17 protein-coding genes and 3 pseudogenes are annotated in these 23,837 nt (G+C 66.7%); 15 read left to right on the top strand and 5 right to left on the bottom strand.

Annotated features, from left to right (window positions below):
* The first annotated feature begins 222 nt into the window (after window positions 1–222).
* The gene (locus tag BW737_RS17080; protein ID WP_218961926.1) at window positions 223–609 is read left to right on the top strand and encodes a hypothetical protein; all 387 of its coding nucleotides are present in this window, start codon (window positions 223–225) and stop codon (window positions 607–609) included.
* Window positions 609–2,624, top strand: coding sequence for a glycoside hydrolase family 3 N-terminal domain-containing protein (locus BW737_RS13890; RefSeq protein WP_218961925.1), 2,016 nt, complete (start codon window positions 609–611; stop codon window positions 2,622–2,624). The genes BW737_RS17080 and BW737_RS13890 overlap by 1 nt, the downstream gene beginning before the upstream one ends.
* A gap of 73 nt (window positions 2,625–2,697) precedes the next feature.
* Here BW737_RS13890 and BW737_RS13885 read toward each other — a convergent pair whose 3' ends face one another.
* The gene (locus BW737_RS13885; RefSeq protein WP_086614445.1) at window positions 2,698–3,483 is read right to left on the bottom strand and encodes a hypothetical protein; all 786 of its coding nucleotides are present in this window, start codon (window positions 3,481–3,483) and stop codon (window positions 2,698–2,700) included.
* Window positions 3,484–3,731: 248 nt separating this feature from the next.
* Here BW737_RS13885 and BW737_RS13880 point away from each other — a divergent pair, with 248 nt between their 5' ends.
* The 6 genes and pseudogenes from BW737_RS13880 (at window position 3,732) to BW737_RS13865 (ending at window position 11,113) form a co-directional block, all read left to right on the top strand.
* The gene (locus BW737_RS13880) at window positions 3,732–6,653 is read left to right on the top strand and encodes a glycoside hydrolase family 3 C-terminal domain-containing protein (protein ID WP_086614444.1); all 2,922 of its coding nucleotides are present in this window, start codon (window positions 3,732–3,734) and stop codon (window positions 6,651–6,653) included.
* 124 nt (window positions 6,654–6,777) lie between these two features.
* Window positions 6,778–7,553, top strand: a pseudogene (locus BW737_RS18955) (glycoside hydrolase family 3 N-terminal domain-containing protein); the annotation flags it as partial.
* Window positions 7,554–7,831: 278 nt separating this feature from the next.
* Complete coding sequence (locus BW737_RS18945) at window positions 7,832–8,599, top strand: glycoside hydrolase family 3 protein (RefSeq protein WP_338063942.1); 768 nt, start codon at window positions 7,832–7,834, stop codon at window positions 8,597–8,599.
* Entirely contained in the window at window positions 8,572–9,192 is a 621-nt protein-coding gene (locus BW737_RS18940; protein WP_257210868.1) for a fibronectin type III-like domain-contianing protein, read from the top strand. The genes BW737_RS18945 and BW737_RS18940 overlap by 28 nt, the downstream gene beginning before the upstream one ends.
* A gap of 77 nt (window positions 9,193–9,269) precedes the next feature.
* A complete protein-coding gene (locus tag BW737_RS13870) occupies window positions 9,270–9,902 on the top strand; it encodes a hypothetical protein (protein WP_086614443.1) in 633 nt (210 codons plus the stop codon).
* Between the two features lie 122 nt (window positions 9,903–10,024).
* Entirely contained in the window at window positions 10,025–11,113 is a 1,089-nt protein-coding gene (locus tag BW737_RS13865) for a glycosyltransferase family 2 protein (protein ID WP_180272231.1), read from the top strand.
* Between the two features lie 101 nt (window positions 11,114–11,214).
* Here the strand turns inward: BW737_RS13865 and BW737_RS13860 are convergent, their stop codons facing one another.
* Window positions 11,215–12,555, bottom strand: a complete 1,341-nt coding sequence (locus tag BW737_RS13860; protein WP_086614441.1) for a GHKL domain-containing protein — start codon at window positions 12,553–12,555, stop codon at window positions 11,215–11,217.
* On the bottom strand, window positions 12,552–13,286 hold the full coding sequence (locus BW737_RS13855; protein ID WP_257210867.1) for a LytR/AlgR family response regulator transcription factor: 735 nt from the start codon (window positions 13,284–13,286) through the stop codon (window positions 12,552–12,554). The genes BW737_RS13860 and BW737_RS13855 overlap by 4 nt, the downstream gene beginning before the upstream one ends.
* A 235-nt stretch (window positions 13,287–13,521) precedes the next feature.
* Between BW737_RS13855 and glf the strand changes: the two genes are divergently transcribed.
* The 7 genes and pseudogenes from glf to hemW all read left to right on the top strand — a co-directional run bounded on the left by glf (window position 13,522) and on the right by hemW (window position 21,810).
* A complete protein-coding gene (gene glf / locus BW737_RS13850; RefSeq protein WP_086614439.1) occupies window positions 13,522–14,679 on the top strand; it encodes a UDP-galactopyranose mutase in 1,158 nt (385 codons plus the stop codon).
* Between the two features lie 148 nt (window positions 14,680–14,827).
* Entirely contained in the window at window positions 14,828–15,181 is a 354-nt protein-coding gene (locus BW737_RS13845; protein ID WP_086614438.1) for a hypothetical protein, read from the top strand.
* Window positions 15,182–15,266: 85 nt separating this feature from the next.
* Entirely contained in the window at window positions 15,267–16,589 is a 1,323-nt protein-coding gene (locus BW737_RS13840; protein ID WP_086614471.1) for a hypothetical protein, read from the top strand.
* Window positions 16,586–17,164, top strand: a complete 579-nt coding sequence (locus tag BW737_RS18935) for a hypothetical protein (protein WP_257210866.1) — start codon at window positions 16,586–16,588, stop codon at window positions 17,162–17,164. The genes BW737_RS13840 and BW737_RS18935 overlap by 4 nt, the downstream gene beginning before the upstream one ends.
* A 126-nt stretch (window positions 17,165–17,290) precedes the next feature.
* Window positions 17,291–19,159: pseudogene (gene lepA / locus BW737_RS13830) on the top strand (translation elongation factor 4).
* 463 nt (window positions 19,160–19,622) lie between these two features.
* Window positions 19,623–20,531: a tRNA (guanosine(46)-N7)-methyltransferase TrmB gene (gene trmB, locus BW737_RS13820; RefSeq protein WP_086614437.1), complete on the top strand. Its 909-nt coding sequence runs from the start codon at window positions 19,623–19,625 to the stop codon at window positions 20,529–20,531.
* Window positions 20,528–21,810: pseudogene (hemW, locus tag BW737_RS13815) on the top strand (radical SAM family heme chaperone HemW). Before trmB ends, hemW begins: the two are co-directional and overlap by 4 nt.
* 27 nt (window positions 21,811–21,837) lie before the next feature.
* On the opposite strand, the gene BW737_RS13810 reads toward hemW, so the two are convergent.
* Together BW737_RS13810 and BW737_RS13805 are read right to left on the bottom strand one after the other, a co-directional pair.
* Window positions 21,838–22,425 carry an ATP-binding cassette domain-containing protein gene (locus BW737_RS13810; RefSeq protein ID WP_257210886.1) on the bottom strand — a complete coding sequence of 196 codons (588 nt, stop codon included), beginning with the start codon at window positions 22,423–22,425 and terminating at the stop codon, window positions 21,838–21,840.
* A gap of 102 nt (window positions 22,426–22,527) precedes the next feature.
* The gene (locus tag BW737_RS13805) at window positions 22,528–23,772 is read right to left on the bottom strand and encodes a hypothetical protein (RefSeq protein ID WP_086614435.1); all 1,245 of its coding nucleotides are present in this window, start codon (window positions 23,770–23,772) and stop codon (window positions 22,528–22,530) included.
* Window positions 23,773–23,837 lie beyond the last annotated feature (65 nt).

Below are 23,837 nucleotides of genomic sequence, written 5' to 3'. Positions count from 1 at the left end.
CCGACGGCGGTCGCGTGCGTGAGGGTAGGGGCGTTCCCGTCGGCGGGCAAAAGCTGGCCCGGGTGTCTCAAATCGCGGGACCGTGGCGGCGTGTTCGGGAGCGCCGCGGTCTCGGTGCAGGTTATGCGTCGCGGTTGACAGATCACGCCCGCGCCTCCGTCAGGGTGATCTGCATCTCATATGATGGTGGATGTCCCTGTGAAACCCTGCAAGGAGAGATCGATGAAGATCACATACGGAAGGGGTCTGACCGTGGCAACCGTCGCGGCAGCCCTGGCCCTGACGGGATGCGCCTCCGGCGGATCCACCGCCGATGCGACCGCATCCCCCGGATTGGACAACAACGGCAACACCTACATCACGCAAGAACTGGACGACGGACAGACCCACTTCACCCGGGTCGTCAACCCCAACGGCGGCCAGGTGCTCAGCTACTCGGCCGACGGCGGCATGTCCATCATCGAGCAGACCGACGGCGAGTACACCTACGCCTTCAAGGACCTAGATGGTGACGGCGAACTCGACCCGGCCGAGGACTGGCGCCTGGAGGGCAGCGAGCGCGCCGCCGACTACGCCACCGGCCTGTCCAAGGAGCAGATGGCGGGCTGATGCTCTTCTCCTCCCACGAGCGCGCCCCCGAGGAGGGGCTTACGGCCGAGCAGCAGGAGTACCTGTCCGAGTCCTACCTGCGGGCCGTGCTCAACGCGGGCAGCTCGGACGTGACCGCCAACGTGCAGTGGGTCAACCAGATGCAGGCCTATGTGGAGACCCTGGGCTCCGCCGACACCCCCTATATCCCCGTCAACTTCTCCTCCGACCCGCGCTCGGACGCCTCCGGAGACGGCTCCTTCACCGAGGTCGGCGAGATTTCCAGCTGGCCCAGCTCGCTGGGGCTGGCCGCCACCTTCGACCCCGACACGGTGCTCCAGTTCGGGCAGATGGCCTCCCAGGAGTACAAGAGCCTCGGCATCGGCACCGCCTTGTCTCCACAGATCGACCTGGCCACCGAGCCCCGGTGGCTGCGCGTGTCCGGCACCTTCGGTGAGGACGCCGAAATGGCCGGGGCCATGGCAGCCAACTACGTCGCCGGCTTCCAGGGCACCTACGCCGATGACGGCGACGCCACCTGGGGCACCGACTCGGTGGCCACCATGATCAAGCACTGGCCCGGCGACGGCGCCGGGGAGGGCGGGCGCGAGTCCCACACCAACGCCGGCAAGTACGAAGTCATGGTGGGCGACAACTCCGCCGAGCACTGGTCCGTGTTCCAGCAGGCCCTGGACTCCGCGGCCGTGATGACCTCCTACTCCATCACCCTCGGCGCCGACGGCGAGCCGGAGTACGCCCAGCGGATGGGCTCCTCCTACGACGACGGCAAGCTCACCGCGCTGCGCGAGGACAACTCCTACGAGGGCGTGGTCGTCACCGACTGGGGCGTCACCCGCGCCACTACCGACCCTGACGAGCCGGTCATCGCTACCGCCTGGGGAGCGGAGGACTTGAGCGTCGAGGAGCGGCACTTCGAGATCATCAAGAACGGCACCGACATGTTCGGCGGCAACAACGATGCCGCACCCGTCCTGGCTGCCTACGACCTGTGGCAGGAGGCGTACGAGGCCGGGGAGCTGGAGGTGGATGCTCGCACCCGCTGGCAGCAGTCAGCCTCCCGCATCCTGACCATGTCCTTCAACATAGGCGCCTTCGACAATCCCTTCCTGGACCTGGCTGCCTCCCAGGCGCAGGTGGGTTCGCAGGACAAGGTGGCCGCCGGCCAGGAGGCGCAGCTGAACTCCATTGTTACCCTCAAGAATGACGGGGCCATCACTCTGGACCCGGAGGGGGACTGGTCGGACAAGACGGTCTACATCCCGCAGACCTACGACACCGGCTTCAACGGCGCCTTCAGCGAGGCCGAGTACACCGAGGGGCCCTCGATCGACGTCGAGGCCGCAGGCAAGTACTTCGGCAAGGTCGTCACCGACGAGGTCGAGTATGACTCCGAGGGCCGCGTCACCGGCTACACCGCCCCCGACCTCAGCGACGTGGACCTGGTGCTGGTGGGGATGCGCTCGCCGATCAACGGCACCAGCTTTTCCAAGGCGGGTTGGGACGAGGAGGCGGGCACCTGGTACCCGCTGTCCCTCCAGTACGGCACCTACACGGCGGACGGCGATAACGTCCGGCGCACCTCGGTCTCCGGGGACCTGCTCGACGACGGCAGCCGGGAGAACCGCTCCTACTACGGCGCCAGCTCCGCGATCTCCAACGGCGCCGACCTGGACGCCTTCAACCGTGCCGCCGACGCGGTAGAGGCCTCGGGCAGGGACATACCCGTCGTCGTCGCGCTCAAGGCGACGAACCCGGTGATTCACACGGAGTTCGAGGCGCGTGCTGACGCCATCGTCGTCGGCTTCGGCGTCGCCGATGAGGCGCTTATCCGGGTCGCGCTCGGGCTGCACGAGTCCAACGGGCGCCTGCCCATCCAGTTCCCCGCGGACATGGACACCGTGGAGGCCAACCAGGAGGACGTACCGAAGGATCTGACTCCTTACACGGACTCAATCGGCAACACCTACGACTACGGCTTCGGCCTGCACCTGGACGGCTCGGTGATCAAGGACTGACCGAGCAACCCGACCGGACGGTGCGCGGGGCGCGGACAGTGGGCTGTCCGCGCCCCGCGCCGGGGGCCGGGAGCTAGCTCCAGAAGATGGTGCTGACCGCCCCGGTCCATGCCTCATACTCCGGGCCGGTCCAGCCGGTTCCCTCCGGTGCGGTGGGGTCGCGGCGGAAGGCTCCCGGATTGGCGGCCGGTCCCTGGAGCAGGACCTGACGCAAGGGCTTGGCGCATTGGAAGTTGAGCGCGGACTGCACCCGGTTCAGGCCCCGGTTGAGTTCCCGCGGATCCTCCGGATGCTTGCCCGGAAAGCGCCCCTCCGCGGTGGCCCGCAGCAGGTAGAGGGCCAGGTTGGGTGCGGAGAACCAGTTCATGTTGAGCCGCAGTTTCCGCCCGCGCTGATCTTGCACGACGGACGAGTACTGACCTGTGGTCGAGAACGAGGCGATCTCCTGGTGGGGTATCTGTATGGCGCGGCCGCGCCAGTCGGTGCCAGCGATCAGCGTAGGAGCATCGATGAGGCTGCAGTTGCGGTAGGCGGCCAGGGAGTAACAGCCGTAACCGACGCTAAGGAGCGCCAACGCGGCGAAGATCCCGGCAGTCTGCAGACCATACACGACGGGCAGGGCGAGGATAACGAGGAACAACGCGCCACCGCCGAACAGGATGACCAGGCCGATATTGACCGCCACGCTGGGGCGCTGGATGGGGTACTCATAGGTGGTGGTCCCCGCCCCGGGCACGGGTTCGGTGATGCGGGCCTTGTCCGGGCGAGCGCCGCCGTGCAGCAGGGGCAGCGTCAACACCACCATGATGATGGTGAGAGCGTAGGTGGCAATCATGATGAGTATGCGTGCGGTGTCCATGGATCCTCCGGGGCAGTTCCGTAATCTCGGGCCGTGGCTTAGACAGGTTATGCGCCCGAACCGACAGATCGAGCGCTTGAGACAACATCACGCGCTGACATCGGTTCGAATTAGACCGCATGTTAATCACAGACAGGTCGCGGCTCCGAGCCGCCCATGCGTCATGGGTTGATCGGAGCCAGGCCCGTCCGTGAGCATCCCCATCCCCTTGCATTCCCATGCGAGGACCACAGAGAGGTGTCCCGACAGTGCTGGCAATCAACTGGAACGACGTCTGGAACGTGGTGGTGAGCCTGCGGCCGCAGCTGATCGCCATCGGCGTGGCGCTGCTGGCGGCGCTCGTCATCACCATTGCCGTACGCAGGCTCAACAAACCGACCCGCAAGCTCGTGCGCTCCACCACCTGGATCGCCGCGGTGGTCGTGGTGGCAGTGGCCGTCACCGGAATGATGTATGGCGGCCTGAAAACCGTTCTGGACCTGTCCTCCGGCTCCGGTACCCTGACCGACGAGACCAAGGCAACCGTTGAGGAGCTCGGCAATACGATCTCCGATGAGGGCATGGTCCTGCTCAAGAACGAGAACGCCACCCTGCCGCTCGAGGACGGATCGGCGATCAACGTGCTCGGCTGGGCCTCCACCAACCCGGTCTACGGTGGCACCGGTTCCGGCTCGCTGAACGCGGACAACCCCACCACCTCCCTGCTGGACGGCCTACACAATGCCGGCTTCACCACTAATGACGACCTGACTGCGATGTACACGGAGTATCGCGCCGACCGTCCCGAGATCGGCATGCACGCCGCCGACTGGACACTCCCTGAACCGACCGCGGAGGCCTACACCGACACCATCACCTCCTCCATCGAGTCCTTCTCCGACACCTCTGTTGTGGTCATCGCCCGCTCCGGCGGTGAGGGCTTCGACCTGCCGCAGGACGTCAACGCCGAGGTAGCTGCCAACGACGCCTTCTCCTACACGGACAACTCCACCTCCCAGCCCGATTTCGAGGACGGCCAGGGCTACTTGGAGCTGACCAACCCGGAGAAGGACCTCATCGAACTGGCCAAGTCCACTTCTGAGAATGTTGTAGTCGTCATCAACGCCGCCAATGCCATGCAGCTCGGTGAGCTTGCCGACGATCTCGACGTCGATGCCATCGTGTGGGCTCTGCCCGCCGGGCAGGTCGGCTTCAACGCGCTCGGCCGCATCCTCGACGGCGAGGTGAACCCGTCTGCAAAGACGCCCGACACCTTCCTGTACGACATCAAGTCCTCGCCGGCCGCCAACAACTTCGGCGGTTTCAACTACACCAATATGGACGAGTACGCCCAGACCTCCAAGTTCACCGGCACCACCACGGTCCCCGGCTTCGTCAACTACGTCGAGGGCATTTACGTCGGCTATCGCTGGTACGAGACTGCCGCCGTGGAGGGCGTCATTGACTACGACGAACAGGTCGTTTACCCCTTCGGCTACGGCCTGAGCTACACCACCTTCACCCAGGAGATGGGCGAGGTTACCTACGCCGACGATGGCACGATCTCCTTCGACGTCACCGTCACCAACACCGGTGACGTGGCAGGCAAGGACGTCGTCGAGGCCTACTACACCGCGCCCTACACCAACGGCGGCATCGAGAAGTCTGCCGTGAACCTAGCCGCCTACGGCAAGACCACGCTGCTTGAGCCGGGCGCCTCGGAGACGCTCACCCTCACCTTCGACGAGGATGACATGGCCTCTTACGACGCCGACTCGGCCAAGGCCTATGTCCTCGAGGCCGGTGACTACGAGATCTCCCTGCGCTCGGACTCTCACACCGTCATCGACTCCCAGACGATCACCGTTGATGAGACCATCACCTACGACTCCGACGACAACACGCACAACGGTGACGCCGTAGCCGCCACGAACCAGTTCGATGCCGCCGCCGGAGACGTCACCTACCTGTCGCGCGCCGACGCCTTCGCCAACTATGACGAGGCCACCGCCGCCCCCGCCTCCTACGAGCTGAGCGAGGACTACAAGGACACCTTCATCAACACCTCCAACTACGACGCTGCCGCCGAGGACGCCGCGGAGAACCCCGACGCCGAGATGCCCGTCACCGGCGCTGACAACGGCCTGGTCCTGGGCGACATGTACGGCCTGGACTACGACGATGAGAAGTGGGACCAACTGCTTGACCAGCTGTCCGTCGCCGACATGAACAACCTGATCGCCAACGGCGGTTACGGCTCGGTGGCCGTCGACTCCGTCGGCAAGGTGCGTGTGTCCGATGTGGACGGCCCCGCCTCACTGAACAACAACTTCACCGGTGTCGGCTCCATCGGCCTACCGGTCGCCGTCTCCGTGGCCGCCACCTGGAACCAGGAGCTGGCGCACGACTTCGGCACCGCCATCGGCACCATGGCGCACGACATGGACGTCGCCGGCTGGTACGCCCCGGCGACCAACACCCACCGCTACGCCTACGCCGGCCGTAACTTCGAGTACTTCTCCGAGGACCCGGTCCTGGCCGGCACCCAGAATGCCCAGGAGATTCAGGGGGCCAAGGAACTGGGGGTGTACGCCTTCATCAAGCACTTCGCCCTCAACGACCAGGAGACCAACCGCACCAACATGCTGGCCACCTGGTCAAACGAGCAGGCGATTCGCGAAATCTACCTCAAGCCCTTCGAGATCGGGATCAAGGACGGCGGTGCCGGTGCGGTCATGACCGCCTTCAACTACATCGGCACCACCTACGCCGGCGCCCACTCCGGCCTGCAGGAGAGCGTCCTGCGCGATGAGTGGGGCTTCCGGGGCATGACGCTGACGGACTACTTCGGTGGCTACGGCTACCAGAACGCCGACCAGCTTGTCCGCAACGGTGGCGACATGATGCTTGCGACCACGGACATCACGGTCAACTACGTCCAGACCACCGACTCCGCGGCCGCCGTCCAGGCGATGCGGGAGTCCGCGCACAACATCCTGTACACGGTGGCCAACTCGTGGATCTACGAGGATGGCCAGCCGGAGGTGCAGCGGGCCTCCTGGGAGTACCTGACCTGGGGTGTGCTGGCGGCTCTCGGCATCGGCCTGATCGCCCTTGAGACGCTGGCCATCCGCCGCTACCGCAAGCGTCGGGCCGAGGCCACGGTCGCCGTCGAGAGTTCCGAGAAGTAGCGATCGATACCCCGGTGGGTGGGGGCGAGGACGCTGTCCTCGCCCCCACCCACCGGCGACCTGCCCGAACCCGCGCGCACAACTCCCCGCCATCCTAACTACCCGTCAAGGTAAGGAGCATGCCGTGACTACCACCGCCTCGGATCTCACCCTCTTGGAGGCCGCCGCCCTGCTTTCGGGGTCCTCGGAGTGGGACTCGCGCGCCCTGCCCGCACGGGAACTACCCTCCTTCGTCCTCTCCGACGGCCCGCACGGAGTGCGCCGGCAACTCGGCAGCGGCGACCACCTCGGCATCGCCGCCTCGGAGCCCGCCACCTGTTTCCCGACGGCGGCCACGGTCGCCAACTCATGGGACCCGGAGCTGGCCGAGCAGATGGGCGCGGCGCTGGGCCAGGAGGCACTCGCCCTCGGAGTCGACGTGCTGCTGGGGCCGGGAATGAACATCAAGCGCTCCCCGCTGTGTGGACGCAACTTCGAGTACTACTCCGAGGACCCGATCCTCACCGGTCGTATGGCCGCCGGACTCGTCCGGGGCATCCAGTCCCAGGGGTGGCCGCCACCCCTAAGCACTTCGCGGTCAACGGCCAGGAGCTGCGCCGCATGGCCTCCGACTCCGTGGTGGACGAGGCCACCATGCGGGAGATCTACCTGACCGCCTTCGAGATCGTCGTGCGCGAGGCAGCCCCTCGCGCCCTGATGAGCTCCTACAACCGGGTCAACGGCACCTACGCCAACGAGAGTCGCCACCTGCTCACCGAGATCCTGCGCCAGGAGTGGGGCTTCACCGGCCTGGTCGTCTCCGACTGGGGCGGTTCCAACGACGCCGCCGCGGCCGCCGCGGCCGGGTCCTCCCTGGAGATGCCCGCGCCCGGTCTGCACTCCGCCCGCGAAGTCGTAGCCGCCGTCGAGGCGGGCCGCATCAGCCGTGAGGCCGTCTATGCCCGTGCGGCAGAGGTCATTGCCATGGCCTCCTCCGCACCCTCGGCCCGCACCGCTGCGGCCGACCGTCCCCGGATCGAGGTCGAGGCCCATCACGCCCTGGCCCGACGGGTCGCCGAGGAGTCCATGGTGCTGCTGCGCAACCAGGACGGCGTCCTGCCGCTGGCCCCCGGCACGCGCGTCGCCGTCGTCGGTGACATGGCTAAGACACCCCGCTACCAGGCTCCGGCTCCTCCCAGATCAACCCGACCCGGCTGGAGAACCTCCTGGACGAGCTCGCCGCCGCCGAGCTGGAACTGGTCGGCTACGCCCAGGGATACGACCGGCAGGGCGCCCCCGACCAGGCCCTACTCGACGAGGCGGTCGCCCTGGCCGCACGGGCCGACGTCGTCCTGGCCTGCATCGGGCTGGACGAGCTGTCCGAATCCGAGGGCCTGGACCGCTCCCACATGCGCCTGCCACAGGTCCAGACGCGGCTGCTGGAGGCCCTGTACCGGACCAACCCGAACATCGTCGCCGTCGTGTCGGCCGGCTCCGCAGTGGAGACCGCCTGGGAGGAACACACCCGGGCCGTGGTACACACCAGCCTGTCTGGGCAGGCCGGCGCCAGCGCCGCACTGCGGGTGCTCACCGGAGCGGTCAACCCCTCCGGCCGGCTGGCCGAGACCTACCCCGTCCGCTACGAGGACAACCCCACCTCCGCCTGGTTCCCGGCCACCGGGGAACTCGCCCTGTACCAGGACGGCCCCTACGTCGGCTACCGCTACTACAGCACCACCGGCACACCGGTGGCCCACCCCTTCGGGTTTGGCCTGTCCTACTCCCACTTCGAATATGCCGGGCTGAGCGTGGACGAGGGCGGCGCGCACCTGACGGTCACCAACACCTCCGCCGTGGACGGTACCGAGGTGGTGCAGCTGTACGTCACCGCCCCCGCGGGCGTGTGGGGACCGACCCGGGAGCTGAAGGCTTCGCCAAGGTGCCCGTGGCGGCGGGGGAGACGGTGACGGTGACTATCCCCTTCGACGACTACACCTTCCGCCGCTACTCGGTGAATGAGGGACGCTGGGTGCGCCCGGCGGGCACCTGGACGGTGCGAGTGGGCCGGAACGTGGAGGACCTGCCGCTCGAGACCACCTGGGAGGTGGACGGCGACCCGATCGCCCCGGCCGACCCGGCCCTGGGCCACTACTTGAACGGCACCGTCACCGAGACGACCGATGCCGAGTTCGCCGCCCTGCTGGGACGCCCGGTGCCACAGGCGGATACGTCCGGACGGATCGGCCCCAACAGCCCGGTCTCCGACCTGGCCCACGGCCGCAGTCGCATCGGCCGGATGGCGGTCAAAGTGCTGGAGCGGCGCAAGGCCAAGGCCGAGGCCTCCGGTAAGCCCGATCTGAACATCCTGTTCATGCTCAACATGCCGCTGCGCGCCATGGGCAAGATGACCGGCGGCCTGGTATCGGCCGAGATGGTCGACGGCATCGTCGACTTCGTGGGCGGCCACGGCCTGCGCGGGGCGCGCACCGTCGTAGGCGGCTTCTTCCGCAACCGCAGGCAGGACAAGACCACCCAGCGGCAGCTCGATTCCCCTCGCTGAATCCGCCTTCGAATCCGCGCCCCAAGGCCTGTGGCCCATCCATCCAGTTCCCCCGATAAGAGAGACCGAGACCTCTAATGAAAACGATCGCCGCCTGGTGGCGCCGCTTCGAGGAGCGCCACGAGACCATCGCCCAGTTCATCGTCTTCTTCATCCTGTCCAACGGCGTCACGGTGCTGCAGCTCATCCTGATGCCGGTATTCCGGTGGATCTTCGGATTCACCTCGTTGCAGGGCACCACCTTCCAGTTCCTGCCGGTCGGCTCCTCCGGCGGCAGTCCCGTCTACCTGTTCGACTACGTGGCCGGCCCCATCCAGGCCGACGGCTCCGGCGGCGGCCTGGCCTACTTCCTGGCCGTGGAGATTACGTTGCTGATCGCCCAGGTCATCAACTTCTTCGCGCAGCGCTCCATCACCTTCAAGTCGAACTCCTCGATCTGGAAGGCTGCGTTCTGGTACGCCGTCGCCTACGTGGTCATCACCATCGTCGCCGCCGCGCTGCAGGTGCTGTACAAGGAGCCCATCTACTCCTGGTGCAAGAGCGCGCTGGGTGCTTCCACCGGCGAGACCGTTGCGGACGTGGTCACCATGATCATCAACGCGGCCATCTCCTTCTGGGTGTTCTTCCCCATTTTCAAGGTCATCTTCAAGCGCGTGCCCGAGGATGCGGATGCGCAGCCGGAGGGGGCCGAGGCAACGTCGGCACGCTGAGCCGGGCCACGGTCCGGTAGTGTCATACACGTTAAACACCAGGAGGGCCCGGGTACGGGTCGGGCACCTGCCCGGCAACCGCGATACCTTGGCCGACTCCGTAGATCAAGGAGACCCGCGCGGTGCCCGCCAGCCCCCTTTTGACGGTCGTTGTCCCCGCCTATAACGCCGAGGACTGTCTGGGCCGTTGCCTGTCCAGTCTCGTGGCCGCCGACGACGGGGGCGGTGCCCTGGAGATCATTGTCGTCGACGACGGCGCCACGGACGGCACCGGTCCCCTCGCCGACGCCTACGCCCAGGCGCACACGGCCATCGAGGTCATCCACCAGGCCAACAAGGGCCACGGCGGTGCCATCAATACCGGCGTCGCCGCGGCACATGGCACCTGGCTGAAGGTGTGTGACGCCGACGACGCCATCGACCCTGGAGCTCTGCGCGCCCTACTGGCCGCCCTGCGCTCTTGGCGGCAGGAGGGCACCGAGCCGGACCTGGTAGTAACCAACTTCGTGTACGTCCGCGAGGGCACACCCTCCTGGTACCGCCTGAGCCACGGCCCCGCCCGCCGGGGCCCCCGTGGAATCCGACCCGGCCGCCACGTGGTGCGCTTCCGGGGACTGCTCCCGGTCGGGCGCATCGGCAACTGGAATGACGTCGGACGCTTCCGCCCCGACCAGTACCTGATGATGCACTCCCTCGCCTACCGGCGGGAGGTGCTGGAGCATTCCGGGCTGCGACTGCCCGAGCACTGCTTCTACGTGGACAACCTGTTCGCCTTCGAGCCGCTGCGGCAGGTGAGAACGCTGATCTACCTGGACCTCGACCTGTACTACTACACGGTGGGTCGGGCAGGGCAGTCAGTCGCCGACGACGTGATCGTGGCACGCCTGGATCAGCACGACCGGGTCAATGCGCTCATGCTGGAGGCGATGCCCCGCGCGGGCGAGGTCCCGGAGGCCCTCCTGCGCTACCTGGTGCACATCTACACCATGAGCGCGGTGGTCATCACCACCATGGCGCTGCGCTCGCGCACGCCGCGCAACCTGGCCATCAAGCAGCAGCTGTGGGAGCGCCTGGACACCACCCGGCCGGATATAGCGCGGCGGGTGCGGGCTTCAGCAATGGGACGGCTGATGACGCTACCCGGACGCCCCGGCAACTGGGTGCCGGTGGCCGGCTATCAGGTGGCCCGCCGGGTGCTCGCCCTGAACTGAGGTTGTTACATCCGGTGACTGGTATCCGGTCACTGATACCTGGGACGTGTGATGGGCGAACGTCTGCGACTGGGCACGTCACTGATGCCGGTCCCGATGCGCTACAAGTGCCGGTCTCGGTGGGGAGAATCGGCGGGCAGTGGCAGGAGTACGCGCAGCAGGAAGGTGCCCTGAGAACTCTCTCCGGCGGTGACCTGGCCGCCGTAGGTCTGCGCCGCGGCCCGGATGGCGTTCAGACCCGATCCGCGTGACCCCGCACCCGTTCCGGCGGCGGAACGACGCTTACGGGCGGCCGTCTCGACCGCCGCTACCGCTGCCGGATTCTCCACCTCCAGCAGGACGAAGCCACGGTGGGTGCGCACGTCCAGACGAATCCAGCGGTCACCGGTGTCATCGATGCGAGCGACGGCTTCGAGGGCGTGGTCCAGGGCGGTGCCGACCAGCGTGGCCAGATCCGCGGCAGTCATGAAGGTGAGCGCGGCGCCGTCGGCGATCGTGGTCATGGTGACATCGGCCTCCAGACAGGCCTGCTCCCGGTCGGTGAGGATGACGTCGAGCACGGGGCTGCCGGTGCGCACGAATACTTCGTAAGGGCGCACGGACGCCTCCAATTCGCCGAGCCGATCCAGTCGCACCGTGGGATCCGGCTCGGCGCGCACCGACGCGATCATGTGCCGCAGGTCGTGGTACTTGCGGTTGACGATGTCAATCGCCCGCTTGGAGGTCAGGTACTGCTCGTACTGCGAGCGCAGCAGCGCCTCAGAGGTGGCCAGCTCGACGCTTGCACGGTTCTGCAGGTCGACCTCCCGCTGGGCGTACAGGATGATGAAGCCGCACAGGTCCACCAGTGTGCGGATGTAGAAGACCTCTGACCCCAGCCGTCCGGAGAAGGGCGTGGCCGTGCTCAGGAAGCTGAGGTTGGACATGGCGAAGGTAATGGCGGCGATTGCGGCCGCCCCGGCCACGGTGGCGACGGTTGGCACCACGTCGGTGCGGAACCGGGGACGCTCCAGCAGGTAGACCACACCCAGGGCGACGCCGTCAACGGCGATGGTCAATGGCGCGGCCCAGACCGTGCCGGCGCGGTCGTGGAGGATGAACAGCTCCAACTGCCACTCCAGGGACGCCACCAACTCGGCGGCCACGAAGGCCCGCACCACCAGGTAGGTGGATCTCCGCAGCGACCCATTCAGAGCCAGATGCAGCACCCCCCACATGGCGGTCACCGCCCCCAGCATGCCCAACAGCCACAATGAGATCGGCAGGCGCTCAGCAAGCGCCTGGTAGACGCCCAACGCCGGCAGGGCCGCAGCCATCACCACCACGCCGCGGCGTCGAGAGTCCTGCGGCCTCCAGGTGGCCAGCACATACAGCAGGCATGCGCCCCACTCGGCCAATGCTGTCCACAGCCGGGGGATGTCCGGCAGCGCATCCTGGATCACGTGAGCGTTCCGGAAACGTGCTCGGTCAGGGCGCGCATGAACTCTTTCTTACGGGGCCGGGAGATGCGCAGCGTCTGGCCGGTACTCATCACGGACTCCTGCTCCCGTACCCCTACCACGTGCCGCAGGTTGACGATGTAGCAGGAATTGGACCGGAAGAACCCGTGCGGCACCAGCTGCGGCTCCATCTGCTTGAGCGAACCGGTCATAGTGATGGTGCCGTCAGTCAGGTGCACCTGAAGGCGGTGACCGGAGGACTCCAGGTAAACGATGTCGCGTACGGGAACGCGCCTCAGCCCCTGTCCGTCCTTCAGCACCACGTCGGCGGTCTCCCGTCGCTCCAGCACATCCACGGCGCGGCTCAGCTCACGTGCCAGGGAGGCGTAGGGGAAGGGCTTGACCAGGTAGCCGAGGGCGAAGACCTCGTAGCCGTTGATCGCGTACTGCTGGGCAACGGTGATGAAGATGATGACGACATCCGGGTCGGTGCGACGTACCGCCCGGGCGAGGGCAAGACCGTCTGTGCTCTTCATGCGGATGTCCAGCAGGAGGATGTCGTAGACGGGGCGGAAGCCGTTCAGGAGGGCCTGGCCGTCCTCAAAAGTGGAGACCTGCAGCTCCAGGCCCCGCTCGTGGCCGAAGCGTGCGAGATAGTCGGAAAGGACGCGGCGGTGGCGGGCGTCGTCTTCAACGACGCCAATGCGGAGTGTGGAGTGGATGCTCGTATTCACTTTCATCGGCGGCTGCGGCTGCGGGTTACGGTGCATGGGCGCTGATACCGACGGCACAGGGGTGCGCGACGGTCAGAGAGACATCAGAATCGAGCGTTCTCATGAGCACCGAAAGTAACGGTTACAACCATGCTAGTGTACCGGCGCCGTAGGCGGGCTGCGGTCCTGGAGGCGTTCACGATCGGTGGCCGATCGGCGAGGCGATCCTGCCGAACGACGACGGAGGGCGTAAACGATGCGAGCGGATCTAGTGGTGGTCGGTTCGGGGCTCTTCGGCGCCACGATCGCTCAGCGCGCCGCTGAGGAACTGGGCGTGCACGTGGTCGTGGTCGAGCGCCGCGATCATGCGGGCGGCAACGCCTACTCCTACCGGGACCCGGACACCGGCATCGAGGTGCATCGCTATGGGTCACATATCTTCCACACCTCCAATGAGCAGGTGTGGGCTTACGCTAACCGGTTCACCGCCTTCAACGGTTACCGCCACCACGTCTACGCCAATCATGCCGGTGAGGTCTACCCGCTGCCCATCAACCTGGGCACCATCAACCAGTTCTTCCGCACCGCCCTTGGCCCGGAGGCGGCCCGGGGGCTGATTGCCGAGCACGCTGCCGAGATCACCGGAGAACCCGCCAACCTAGAACAGAAGGCCATCAGCCTGATCGGTCGTCCCCTGTACGAGGCCTTCATCCGCGGTTACACCGCCAAGCAATGGCAGACCGACCCCACCGAGCTGGACGCCGCCATCATCACCCGTCTGCCGGTGCGCCTGAGCTACAACAACCGCTACTTCTCCGACCGTTACGAGGGTATCCCCACCAGCGGCTATGGGGCGTGGATCGAGCGGATGCTCGACCACCCGCGCATCGAGCTGCGGCTGGGGGAGGACTTCCTGGCGGACGACGGTCCGCTGCGCCGTGACGCCTGTGTGGGGCGGGCGCCGGTGGTCTACACCGGCGCCGTGGACCGGTTCTTCGACTACCGCTGCGGCGCGCTGACCTGGCGCACTCTCGACTTCGAGACACTCGTCCTGCCCACCGGCGACCATCAGGGCACCGCTGTCATCAACTACCCCGACGCCGACGTTCCCTACACGCGGGTGCACGAGTTTCACCACTACCACCCCGAGCGTTCCCATTCCGACGACGCCACCGTGATTATGCGGGAGTACTCGCGTATGGCCACCGCCGACGACGAGCCCTACTACCCGGTGGGTACGCCGACGGACCGCGAGCGGCTGGCCCGCTACCGGCAGTTGACGGCCGAGTTGGAAGCGCAGCGGGTCGCCTTCGGCGGGCGCCTGGGCTCCTACCGGTACCTGGACATGGACCGCACCATCGCCGCCGCCCTGGAGTGCTTCGAGCAGGTGGTGCGGCCGTGGTTCCGTCAGTGAGGAGCAAGACAGTGGGCTGTCCCGTCCGGGCGGTGCGCTCATTGTGATCACGCTCTTGACGCGGGCAGGTCACAGTGGTTGTCTTGCGTCCGGTTCACTTATGGGTGTTCTGCGGGCGGCCTAATTCCTTGAAGCTCTGGAGGTTTTCGTGGCGGATGCGGATATCCATATCGTCGGCGGTGATCTGGAGATGCTGGCCTCCTCCCTGGAGGAGCTTCGTGACGCGGTCGGCGCCCTGGACACCTCTGGTCCCTTCGAGAGCATCGGCGCGGCCATGCCGGGCTCGCTGAGTTCGGGGAGTGCCGGAACCGCCGCGGCCAGGCTGGAGAGCCGCAGGACGTCCCTGGGAAGCCGCTACGGGAATGTGGGTGAGGGCGTCCGGGACCTGGCGTCCGCCCACCGGTGCAATGACGAGTTCGTGGCCCAGGGGGCCGCAGCACTGGGGGCTGCTGTGCCATCGGCCTCAGCGAACCAGTGGGCGCGCGCCAGGGGGCTGATGTGAGATGACGACGTGGAGTGAGGTCCTGACCTGGGCCCCTGAGCCGCTGGCCGACGCCTCGGATGGGCTGAGGAGACTGCATACCTCCATGGCGGAGATGGGGGATGATGCGCAAGCCGCGAGCTCGCGGGTGATCTCGCGGGCCCCCAGCGTGGAGGCCGCGCTTGGTGCGCTGCACCGGTGCACAGCCGCTCACTCCGAGATGACCGAGCGGATCGGAGTCCTCACGCGTGCCACCGCCGACGCCTGCGAGGGTGTGACCCAGGTACGGCGCAGGGTACTGGCCTGCCAGGACTTCGCTGCTGAGCACCCCTACCTGACGCTGGGCGCTGACGGCTCGGTTTCGGTGTCCCTGGCCGAGGCGGCTGACAGCGGTGCAGAGAAGGCCACCGGAAGCGCCGTGGCAGCGGCGGTAGGCCCGGTGAGGATGGTCGCCGTGGGCCTGGGCGGGGCCATGGTGGAGGCCGCCCGGGCCCAGGCCCACGCCGTCGAGCTGGAGGAGATGGTCTCCTCTACTCTGACCTTGGCCACTCAGGTCGATGAGGACTATGCCACCGTCCTGGCTGGCTCGAGCTATGACAGCCCGGACCAGGCCCGGTCGGGACGGCAGTGGACTGATCCTCGGGACAAAGAGGACAGTCGCAGGAAGACGGATGACAGCGATAGGAAAACGGAGAGCAACCGCAGGAGTGGGAATAATGATCCCGAGACGCAGGGCAAGACAGAGCTCGGCGACCCGGTACCTGGAGAACATGCTGAAATGCCGGGGGTGACCCCCTGGGTCTATCCGGGGGATACCGCCAAGGAGGGGTCCGGGCAATACGGGAGTCGGCCAGCGGATCCGTTTGATCATCTTGTCCACGATGCGGCCATGATCGGCGCGGTTGCCAAGGCCTCGGACTGGCCGGACGCGTCAAGAAACCTGCTGCACTACCTGGGGAACAGCGGGGAACCGCAGGAACTGGACGCCGACCGTATGCTGGAAGATGTTGACGGGTTGAATACAAAAACGCAGCAAGCCGTTGAAGCTATGGCGGAGGCGGCGCGTAATGATGCTGAGGTCTCGGGCGTGACCGGGCCGGTCACCTACCCCTTCACCACTGAGTGGGAGGGGTACTACATCAGAGCGGAGGAGGATCAGAACTGGTTCTATGCCACGGGTGGCTGTAACTACGCGACGGATGGGACTGTCACGGTCTACCCACCCACGGCCGACAATCCGGAGTGGACCTATTCCTATGACTACCGTGTTCACGTGGCGGACCGGTACAACTGGGACGGGGACAAGTCGACGCAGATCGGTCCTTTCAACGTTAAAGATAGCCAGCTCCAGGAACTGCATCGCGCTGGTTTGGCTCAGGAGTATGACATGTCGGGTGGTTTTTCGGTGTTGCATGGGAGCGGGTCGTGAGGGTTAGGCGGCCGGTTGTGGGTGGTGAGGAGGTGACTGGTCGGCAGTTGCTTGTTGTGGTTGCCGTGTTGGTGGGGATTGGGGCGTTTTGGGTGCTTTTTGCGGTGGGGTACTTGTTTCTTTCTAGTGTGCAGGTTGAGAGGTCCGAGGCTAGGGCGTCTGCGTCGGCGAGTGCTGCTGGGGTGCAGGTGGGGGCTCCGTGCCCGGCGGATGTGGAGCACCTGGATGAGATCCTGGCGATCGATGGTGGTAGTTTGCCGGAGGGTGCTGAGGTGGTGTCGGTGGAGCCCGCGGTGAACTTTGCCGAGGCCTACCCGGGCGGGTGGGGGTACATCATCGAGTTCACCGCCAGCGACCAGGCCATCCGCGAATATACGGAGACTTACACCGCGGTGTCTGGCGATCTTATTGAAAAGCACTCAGAGGCGACGCATGTGTCAAAGACCGATGGGCTGGAGGACATTGACCTTAAGAACATTTCCAACCCGATGAGTACTGATTTTGGTAACGCCACGCTGGTTCTTGAGCGTCCTTTGGGGCGCGGGTGGCTGGTGATCCGTGGGGGCGGTAGGTGACAGGCTTGCCGTCGGGCATCACACCTGTGCCGACGCGGCATTCCGCCCGGCACGTGGGAGACTTGGTCCAGGTTTCTGTCCTGCGCCCAGGCCTCAGGTCCGAAGGCGCCGTAATGGAAGGCTTCTGTGTCACCGATCCCCACGTCCGAGCAGGCCGCTGCCGTCGCCCCCGCGGCCACCGAGCAGGCCCAGATCCGCAACTTCTCGATCATTGCGCACATTGACCACGGCAAGTCCACCCTGGCGGACCGGATGCTCCAGGCCACCGGCGTCGTCGCCCCACGCGACATGCGCGCCCAGTACTTGGACCGCATGGACATCGAGCGCGAGCGCGGCATCACCATCAAGTCCCAGGCCGTGCGCATGCCCTGGGCGGTCGCAGGCGCCGACGGCGTCACACGCGCCTACGCGCTGAATATGATCGACACCCCGGGGCACGTCGACTTCTCCTATGAGGTCAACCGGTCGCTGGCCGCCTGCGAGGGCGCGGTGCTGCTGGTCGACGCCGCCCAGGGCATCCAGGCGCAGACCCTCGCCAACCTGTACATGGCCATGGAGGGTGACCTGACCATCATCCGGTGCTGAACAAGATCGACCTGCCTTCGGCCGAGCCGGACCGTCACGCGGCGGAAATCGCCTCCCTCATCGGCTGCGAGCCCGAGGAGGTCCTGCGCGTGTCCGGCAAGACCGGCGCGGGCGTGCCCGAGCTGCTGGACCGGATCGTCGAGACGGTCCCCGCCCCCAGCGGTGATCCCGACGGCGCCGCCCGTGCCATGATCTTCGACTCCGTGTACGACGTCTACCGGGGTGTGGTCACCTACGTGCGCGTGGTCGACGGCGCCCTGAACCAGCGCGAGCGCATCAAGATGGTGTCCACCGGCGCCGTCCACGACCTGCTGGAGATCGGCGTCATCAGCCCCGAGCCGGTTCCGACCCGGGGGCTGCGGGCCGGCGAGTCGGCTACCTGATCACCGGCGTGAAGGACGTGCGCCAGTCGAAGGTCGGCGACACCGTCACCTCCGCCGCCGCACCGGCCACCGAGCCGCTGTCCGGCTACCAGGACCCCAAGCCCATGGTGTTCTCCGGACTGTTCCCCGTGGACGGCTCCGACTTCCCGGCGTTGCGCGACGCCCTGGACAAGCTCAAGCTCAACGACGCCGCCCTGACCTACGAACCGGAGACCTCGGTGGCGCTCGGATTCGGCTTCCGCTGCGGCTACCTGGGCCTGCTGCACCTGGAGATCATCCGCGAGCGCCTGGAGCGCGAATTCAGCCTTGACATCATCTCCACCGCCCCCTCCGTGGTCTACGAGGTCACCATGGAGGACCGCAGCGTGCACACGGTCACCAATCCCAGCGAGTTCCCCGAGGGCAAGGTCCGCGACGTCCAGGAGCCGGTGGTGCGCGCCACCATCCTGACCCCGAGTGAGTACATCGGCGCGATCATGGAGCTGTGCCAGGCCCGGCGCGGCACCATGCTCGGCATGGACTACCTGTCCGAGACGCGTGTGGAAATGCGCTACCGGCTGCCGCTGGCGGAGATCGTCTTCGACTTCTTCGACGCCCTGAAATCTCGCACCCGCGGCTACGCCTCCCTGGACTATGAGCCCGACGGCACCCAGAGCGCCGATCTGACCAAGGTGGACATTCTGCTCAACGGCGAGAAGGTGGATGCCTTCAGCGCCATCGTCCACAAGGACTCCGCCTACTCCTACGGGCAGAAGATGACCCGCAGGCTCAAGGAGCTGATTCCCCGCCAGCAGTTCGAGGTGCCCGTGCAGGCCGCGGTGGGCAGTCGCATCATTGCCCGCGAGACCATTCGCGCCCTACGCAAGGACATGCTCGCCAAGTGCTACGGCGGCGACATCACCCGTAAGCGCAAGCTGCTGGAGAAGCAGAAGGAGGGCAAGAAGCGCATGAAGCCGTCGGCCGCGTGGAGGTCCCCCAGGAGGCCTTCATCGCCGTGCTGGGCGCGGACCAGCCCACCGGAAAGTGATGCGAGCCGCAAACCCCTCGGTCGGCCGGATGGTACGCAGTAGGGTGGGCAAGCGGCGGACACGGCGGTCAGGAGCGTACAGATGAGTGAGGCAAGCGGTCACGAGCGGGCCCCGGAGCGGATAGACGGCGTTCCGGTCACCTCCGGCACGGTTCAGGCCGCTCTGACCGATGACGCTCCGGTCTGGAACTGACCTCCACCTTGGCGCGCCGCCTGGATGCCCCCACGCGGGCGCGGACGGCCGCCATGCGGACGAGCCCTCGCCCTTCCACGACGGCGACCCGGCGGGAACCGTCGGTGTCGTCTGCGCCCCGGAGCAGGTGCGCCCGGACGCCGGGGGAGGCGGGCGTATCCGCCATCCACTACGCGCAGACCGCAGCCCACGAGCCGGTCGCCTGAGCCGGCAGCGCCACGGCAGGAGCTGCCGGAGCGAATTCGAACACAACCAGGAGGAACCGGTCCAGTGCCCCAACAGCACCCTCCCCGCTCGCACGCCATTCGCGCCCGGGTGCGCTCGTACTCGCGGGCCGGGGGCCGCCTGACCGAATCACAGGTCCGCGCCCTGGAACGCTACGGGGACCGCTACGTCATTGACGTGCCGCGCGCCGACGCGATCCGCACCGTCGATCCGGCCTTCCGTCTGGACCCGGCCGCCGCTTTCGGCCATGTCGGCCAGCTGCGCCCGCTGATCGTGGAGGTGGGTTCCGGCTCGGGTGAGGCGATCCTCGCCCACGCCGCCGCCCACCCGGGGGTGGATCACCTGGCGGTGGAGGCCTGGGAGACGGCGATCGCCAAGCTGGTGGCCGGTGCCGCCAAGGCGGGCCTGCGCAACCTGCGGGTGGTGCCCGCCGACGCCGCTCAGCTGCTGGCTACCGCCCTGCCGGTGGGCTGCGCCAGCGAGGTGTGGGTGTTCTTCCCGGACCCGTGGCGCAAGCCCCGCCACCGCAAGCGCCGCCTGGTCAACTCCGCCTTCGCCGACTCCGTGGCCCGGGTGCTGCGCCCGGGCGGAGTGTGGCGGCTGGCCACCGACTGGGCGGACTACGCCTGGCAGATGCGCGATGTGCTGGAGGCCGCCTCCGCCCTGCCCGAGGGCATTGAGTCCGACTCCACCGGGCCGTATTTCCGCTACCCCGACGCCGGGGCGCAACCCGACCTGGGCGCCGACACCGCCGAGGAGGGCAGCCTCGGCAACGGCCCCGATCCCGGCTCTCCCGCAGGTGTGCGGGGCGGCTGGTCGCAACGCTATGCGGGGCGGGTGCTGACCCGCTTCGAGGACAAGGGCACCCGCGCTGGGCGCACCATCCGTGACCTGACCGCGGTGCGCACGGGGGAGATCTGGGTGCCTCCCCGGCGTGAGGCGGTGCCCTTTTGAGTCCGGCTCAGCCCGACGGGGAACCCCTGCCCGGAGCGGGCGAGTTGCCCGCACGGGTCCGGGCGACGTCGTCGGGCACCGGGGAGGAGACGCTGCGGGAGCGGCCGTTCTCGGTGTACCTGCACGTGCCCTACTGCCGGGTGCGCTGCGGCTACTGTGACTTCAACACCTACACGAACCTGGCCATGGGTGGCGGGGCGTCGGCGGGTGACTACGTGGATACGCTCGCCGACGAGCTGCGCCTGGCCCGCACCGGCATGGACCGGGCCGGCCTGGAGCAGCGGGCGGCCCGCACCGTGTTCGTCGGCGGTGGCACCCCCACCATGCTGCCCGCCGGGGACCTGGCCCGCATGCTGACCCTGGTGCGTCAGACCTGGGGGCTGGTCGACGGCGCCGAGGTGACCACGGAGGCCAACCCGGAGACCGTTGACGAACGCTACCTGGCCGCCCTGGCGCAGGCCGGCTTCACCCGGGTGTCCTTCGGCATGCAGTCGGCGGTGCCGCACGTGCTGCGCACCCTGGACCGCACCCACACCCCCGAGCGGGTGCCACAGGTGGTGGCCTGGGCGCGGGGCGTCGGATTGGCGACCAGCCTGGACCTGATCTACGGAACCCCGGGGGAGTCCCTGGAGGACTGGCGCCGCTCCCTGGAGGCGGCGGTGGAGATCGGCCCGGACCACCTGAGCGCCTACGCTTTGGTGATTGAGGAGGGCACCCGCATGTGGACGCAGGTGCGCCGCGGCGAACTGCCCCTGCCCACCGACGACGACGAGGCCGCCAAGTACGAACTGGCCGACCAGGTGCTGGGGCGAGCCGGCTACGAGTGGTACGAGATCTCCAACTGGGCGCGGCCCGGGCACGCGTGCCTGCACAACCAGGCCTACTGGCGCGACTGGGACTGGTGGGGTGCCGGCCCGGGGGCGCACAGCCACCTGGGGGACGTGCGCCTGTGGAACGTCAAGCACCCGGTGGCCTGGGCCGGGCAGGTGGCGGACGGGCGGCTGCCGTCGCGGGGCATGAGGTAGTCGATGCTGATTCGCGAGAATTGGAGCGGGTCATGCTCGGCATTCGCATGCGTGAGGGCCTGGAGTTGCGGAGCCTGACGCGGCTGGGGGAGGAGACGACGGCGTCGGGCGCCCCGCGGCGGCTCGTGCCCGTGGTGGGTCAGTACGTGGCCCAGGGGCTGCTTGACGGCGCCGCCGCCATGGCCGGCCGCGCCGTGCTAACCCTGCGCGGGCGGCTCATGGCCGACACGGTCACTCGCGGGCTAGTTGAGTGACGTGTTCCCGGGCCTGTCGGACGGCGCCTAGGGCTGGAGATCAACGGTGTCGGAGCAGGCGGCGATTACGGCTTCGTCGTGGCTGGCCACGACGATCGTCTTCCCTCGATCCCGCAGTTCCTTCAATAGATCGAGTACCGCGTCCCGGTTTGCGCTGTCCAAGGAGCCGGTGGGTTCGTCTGCCAGGATGATGTTGCAGGGCTTGAGCAGCAGTCGCGCGATGGCGGTGCGCTGCTGCTCGCCTCCGGAAAGGGTATAAACCTTGCGCGATTCGAAGCCAGGAAGGCCCACTGCGGCCAGAGCCTCGGATATGAGATCGGCCTTGGCCCGGCCCTCGGTGTCGGCGTAGGTGAGGGCGATGCGTAGATTGCTCTCGACTGACTCATGATCGATCAACGCGTAGTTCTGAAACAAGTAGCCGAGTTGATAGCGGATGAAACGGTTGGCGGCGCGGGTGCGGGGACGCGGTGAAGGGGAGCCATTCAGGAGAACGTCACAGCTCCCGGGTGATTCCAGCAAACCGAGGATGTTGAGCAGTGTCGACTTGCCCGAGCCCGAGGGGCCGGTGATGGCGAACATCTGCCCGCCGCCGATGGTGAACGAGACGTCGTTCAGGACCCGGTGCTTGCCGTAGGCTTGCAGAGGTTACGAACATCAACGGCCACGCTGCTCTGCACCCCGCTCGGCGTGGTCTGAGTGCTTGTTACGGAGGACATCTCAGAGCTCCTTCAATCGTCTGGTCAGGCTTATGCGCTCGGTGACCAGCGCAGTGAGGAATCCGATCGCGGCTTCAACCGCCGCGGCGGCGCACAACACGGCCGCCACCAGCAGAAGCCCCTGAGCGCCGAGCGCGTCAAGGGTGTATTGCAAAGGGCTGAGGTAGGGTAGTGGAAGGCCCAGGGAGCTGAGCGAGCCCAGGGCGATCGTGAATAGGAGTGCGAGCAGCCAGGTGCCTCCTAGTATGCGGAGCAAGCCGGAGTACGTCCGCATCAATGATGCCCCATGCAATCGAAGCACGGCGATCACGCGGTACTGCGAGTTGAAGTAGATGACGGTCGCGGAGGCACCGAGCACAACCACCAGCGCGAACAGCGAAGAACCCGCAGTCGCGGTGTTCCAGAACAGCTCGCGCTCATCGAGCGCGAGCTCGAAGCGCTGGGCGTCGCTCGTGGTGACCAGGTGCTTGAAATTATCGTCAAGGCCGAGCTCCTGCAGGGTAGGGAGGAGTCCCTCGTATGCGGACTCCGGATCCCCGTCGGTGAAGATCTTGAGAGCGGTGTCGGGATCGCCGGTAATCGAGTTCAGCCTGTCACCGACGAGGCTGTTGGAAGGCGTCATGATCTCGATGATGGGATCCCGTACCGTGTTCCCAGATTCGGGGGAGATCTTGGAGTTGAATGTGAATACGTCCTGTCCGGGTGCGGTCCAAATAATGGTGACGTCCTGTTCGTGTAGATCCTCGGGCACGGGCAGGCCCATGTGCTCATCGGCCTGAATGACGCCTTCTACTTCAGGGGTCCCGTTGCGAGACACGTAGTACGTCTGAAGAATGTGCTCCTCCTGGCTTTTGAGAGTTGAGGGGGCGGCGACGATCCAGGAGTCCTCGGAGGGGTCGATCTCTAGTGGTTGTCCGTCTTCCGCATATACTGGGTAGCGGGCCAAGTAGTTTAGGTTCACGGTCAGCGACTGCATTATCGGATCGTCGGGCGGAGAGTAATTCGGTTCGTAGCTAAACGATTCGATGTACAACGCTCCGGCCTGGTCCAGCATGGGGTACAGTTCACTCGCGACGGTCACTTCGGTTGCGTAGCCGCCGGAATCGATTTCCTGCTCGTCAGCGCCCACATAATAGGGGAAGAGTACTCCGTAATCGTCCGTGTCTCCCCATTCGGACAGGTGCTGTCGCTCATCCCGCGAATCAAGAATTGATGCGGACGCCTGCGAGATGATGATTATCAGCATCGTGGTTGCCAGTGTCTTTACGGTCAACGACAGAAACAGCGGGGTCGAATGGGCTGACATCGGTT

This window comes from Actinomyces ruminis (assembly GCF_002154335.2).
Classification (GTDB): Bacteria; Actinomycetota; Actinomycetes; order Actinomycetales; family Actinomycetaceae; genus Actinomyces; species Actinomyces ruminis.
The sequence above is the reverse complement of the archived record's forward strand: the minus strand, read 5'-3'. Positions and strand labels throughout refer to the sequence as shown.